General features: G+C 33.9%; 4 protein-coding genes. 1 reads left to right on the top strand and 3 read right to left on the bottom strand.

Features of this window, described 5'->3' with window-relative positions:
- Positions 1 to 161 precede the first annotated feature (161 nt).
- The 3 genes from tnpB to ACWG0P_RS15910 all read right to left on the bottom strand — a co-directional run bounded on the left by tnpB (position 162) and on the right by ACWG0P_RS15910 (position 2,372).
- Positions 162 to 512 (bottom strand): IS66 family insertion sequence element accessory protein TnpB, encoded by a 351-nt coding sequence (gene tnpB, locus ACWG0P_RS15920; protein ID WP_455802550.1) that lies wholly within the window; start codon positions 510 to 512, stop codon positions 162 to 164.
- Complete coding sequence (tnpA, locus tag ACWG0P_RS15915) at positions 509 to 787, bottom strand: IS66 family insertion sequence element accessory protein TnpA (RefSeq protein WP_455802522.1); 279 nt, start codon at positions 785 to 787, stop codon at positions 509 to 511. The genes tnpB and tnpA overlap by 4 nt, the downstream gene beginning before the upstream one ends.
- Before the next feature lie 385 nt (positions 788 to 1,172).
- Complete coding sequence (locus ACWG0P_RS15910) at positions 1,173 to 2,372, bottom strand: diguanylate cyclase (RefSeq protein WP_455802549.1); 1,200 nt, start codon at positions 2,370 to 2,372, stop codon at positions 1,173 to 1,175.
- A 246-nt stretch (positions 2,373 to 2,618) separates the two neighbouring features.
- Here ACWG0P_RS15910 and ACWG0P_RS15905 point away from each other — a divergent pair, with 246 nt between their 5' ends.
- A complete protein-coding gene (locus ACWG0P_RS15905; RefSeq protein WP_455802548.1) occupies positions 2,619 to 3,224 on the top strand; it encodes a hypothetical protein in 606 nt (201 codons plus the stop codon).
- The last annotated feature ends 425 nt before the right edge of the window (positions 3,225 to 3,649 follow it).

Below are 3,649 nucleotides of genomic sequence, written 5' to 3'. Positions count from 1 at the left end.
CTGTTTTCATTTGCTAATTCATCTCTATTGATAAGCAAATCGATGAGTTCTTCTTGACTCATCGATTGCAGTTTTGTTTTGATTTCTTCTCTGTTTTTCATGTCTTAATTATACCACATTTTACACCAAAATACACGATATTTATAGGCTTTTTCACTGTTTTATACATACATTGGCTTACTCTTTTTGAAGGCTGTTTTTTGGTCAATTCGTAAACCTTCCAGTAACCATTTTAACTGTTGTTGGGAAAGAGTGATAGTTCCTTCTTCATTCTTAACCCATTTAAAGTGTCCTTTATCTAAACGCTTATATAAAAGCCAGAATCCACTTCCATCCCAGTACAAACACTTGATCATATTGCGATGTCGATTGCAGAAAATATACAAAGCATCCTCAAAAGGATTAAGATGATGTATATCTTGTATAAGGGATGCATAACCATCGATTCCTTTTCGCAGATCTGTGTAGTTTTTGACCATATATATTTGTGCTATCTCCTGAAACTGTATCATTGTAATGCCTTCATGATTTTGCGTAGTCCTTCATCATCCAATGAAGCATCTACTGATAAAGAAACTCCATTCATTACGAATGAAATTCTTTTCTGTTCTTTGCATTTCACTGGTACAATACTAACTTCATCTGCTTTGTTTACAGATTGGTATTTATGGTTCTTGAAACTCTGATAAGGAAGACTACGCTCTCTACAGAATCGTTTCATATTCAATCCTGATAATTGCTGTTCTTTGTGTAGCTTTTCCCAATCATAATCATATTTTACTGGCATTGACTTCACCTCCTGTTGAATATATTATCCTACAGGAGTTCTTATTTTTCTAGATGGCTGTATTAGACGCTTACATACGATTGGTAGTGTTTTAGGCTTCTGAAATGTTAACGAAATGACTTTCCTTCCTATGCGATTATGCTTTTATTGATTTTGATGAAAGTATTATTCAGAATGTTTTTACTAATCATTCTCACGAATTGCTTGATAGTCCTGAAATCAATAACATCTCTTCATTCTTGTAAATCTAAATTTGGTAACTCTGTGGGATGAAATCCGCTCCCCAACGTGCTGAATTTATTAAATCTATGTCCTAGATTGTCCTCATAGGTATGCGTTCTCATCCTCCTGAAAACTTTCCTAACAAATAATAGCCCTTTACAAATCATTTTTGTAAAGGGCTATCGCTTTTCTTTGAGAAAACAGAACAATTTCTTCCATTTGATTTCGCTTCATATAATGCTTCATCTGCATACTGTATAGCATGTTCTATCGTTTCAATTCGATTCAAAGAACCATACCAACCACCAATACTAACGGTTACATATTGCAATTCTACATCGCTACGAGCAAGTTGTTTTTCTTTGATGGCTTCAAATACTTTCTGCGCAATCGCTTTAGGATCAAATGCACTCTGACAAATCTTTGTTACTAGGAATTCTTCCCCTCCATAACGAATAGCAGAAGCCCCATAACTTTGACACACAGCAGAAAGTGTTGACGCAATAATCTTAAGACATTCATCTCCTTGTAAATGCCCATATAAATCGTTATATTGTTTAAAGTAATCAATATCTACCATTAAAAACATTCCATGATATTCTTCCTTTTTACACTCTTCAAACAAAGGATACAATTGATTCGTTAAATAATGACGATTGTATAAACAAGTCAATTGATCTTCTTGAACCAATCCTAACAAAAGATTGTTCTTATCTTCAATTTCTTCATATTGTTTATGAATAAGTTCTCGATCACAAAACTCTGTAACCGTACTTTTATAATAACGATAAGAAATAAACAAGGAAAGTACAGTGACAAAGATACTGTTGGTTAAGTTACCAAATGCAGTTTCGCTTGCTGCACCCGAGTTCAAGATAATACAGGATAGTACTACCCAAGCTCCACCAAAGATTGCTATGCTTTCAAAAGGATTCAACAATAACATTGCAGCTGTGGTAGGTATTAAATAATAGTAAGAACTTAATCCCTTTCCACCTTCTAATTCTAAGTATGTAATCCCCATAACCCAAATGCATAACATAATCGCATAGGTTCTTCTCAACAAGAAAAACACACGATACTTTCTCTTTCTAACCGTATAACGATAGGATACTAAAGAAATACACGTCACAACGAGCAAAAACACATATAAACTAAAAAAAGCAATATAGCGAGGATTGTGTACAGATAATCGCTTATTAACTAAAAATAAGATAATCATAGAGAGCTGTATCAACGCAACTACAATCGAAATATTTCTTTCTGTATAATATACTTTTGTAGGAATATATTGTTTAAATTGTTCCTTCTGTTCTGGCGTCAATTTATAAAATAATTCTCCTATTTTTCTCTTCCATTCCATTCACTTCAACTCCCCATTTATGTCTATAGTATACCGTAAGTAAGGGGTCTTTTACAATGTTTTATTTTTATATTGTCAACAATAAAAGTTTCCGTGAAGTGAAAAAGTTAATTCCACAATGATGAGAAAAAGTGGAATTAAGGTTTACAGAATAATCCACTTCATTAAGTGTGGAATTTTCTCTTACATTTCTGTATGATAAATATGCTTTCTTTGTGGTTTCAATTAGTCATGGAGGGCACCTATATGAATACCAAAGGTTCAAAACATTTAGATTTACAATATCGTAACTTTATTGAACAAGGTTTGAATAACAATTCTACCAAATCTGCCATTGCAAATGTAATTGGCATGGACAAATCTTCTGTGTGTAAGGAAATTAAAAAGCATTCTTTTGATGTTAAGTTTACTCGTCAAGGTGTCTCTGCTGTGGGGACTTATGATTGCCAGAACATTGCGGTTTGTGGATTCAACTCTTTCTGTCAAAGTGAATGCGTTCAACGTTCACCTATCGCTTGTAAAATACGAGATAAGACAAACGGCGTGTGCAATGGTTGTGATCAAAAAAGTGTTTGCAAACTCACAAAACGGTATTATTCCGCAGAACGAGCTCAAAAGGAATATCAATATACTTTGATAGATTCAAGAGAAGGTATCAATCTTACATTCTCTGAGCTCAGCGAAATCGCTTCTATTATCGTTGAACCTATCAAAAACGGACAGTCTGTATATGTAGTTCTGCAAAACCACCCAAAAATCAAATATTGTGAGAAAACGATTTACAACTGGATTGAAATTGGCGCATTCGAATCTTTTGGATTAGCCAATAACCTTTTATCTGAACTTTATTAGTAACGGATCTTCGAGGAAATATATTGCCTCGGGTAAATGGTAGCAAAGACTCCAAAAAAGCCACACTATTTGCCGTTAGTATTAAGGTATTCTTTGTTAGTATTTCCAAACCTATTTCCCTGGTACACTTTGTAGTAATATTTGGCACAGGTAAAGTTGCTATCTTCATCTTCCCACAAGGAAGAACACAAAGAGTTTCGTCAGTATTCAAGACGGAAATTCTATACGAAATAGAAGAGCGAAAAATATAAATTGAACTAGAAAAAAGAAGTAAAAGGACGGCTGAAAACTCGCGTTTAGATATAACCGATTAGGTTTTCTAAGCTTACGCGGTTAAAGTTAGGTCAACATTTAGCAAAAGAGTGTTATAAACTAAAAACCCACCAAAACGTCTTGATGTATATGTCTGACAGGCAAAAACTATC

It is taken from the genome of Amedibacillus sp. YH-ame6 (genome assembly GCF_053848845.1).
The sequence above is the reverse complement of the archived record's forward strand: the minus strand, read 5'-3'. Positions and strand labels throughout refer to the sequence as shown.

Excerpts from the sequence above, each read along its gene's own strand:
- tnpB (WP_455802550.1), bottom strand. The coding sequence starts at position 512 with ATGATACAGTTTCAGGAGATAGCACAAATATATATGGTCAAAAACTAC.
- tnpA (WP_455802522.1), bottom strand. The coding sequence starts at position 787 with ATGCCAGTAAAATATGATTATGATTGGGAAAAGCTACACAAAGAACAG.
- ACWG0P_RS15910 (WP_455802549.1), bottom strand. The coding sequence starts at position 2,372 with ATGGAATGGAAGAGAAAAATAGGAGAATTATTTTATAAATTGACGCCA.
- ACWG0P_RS15905 (WP_455802548.1), top strand. The coding sequence starts at position 2,619 with ATGAATACCAAAGGTTCAAAACATTTAGATTTACAATATCGTAACTTT.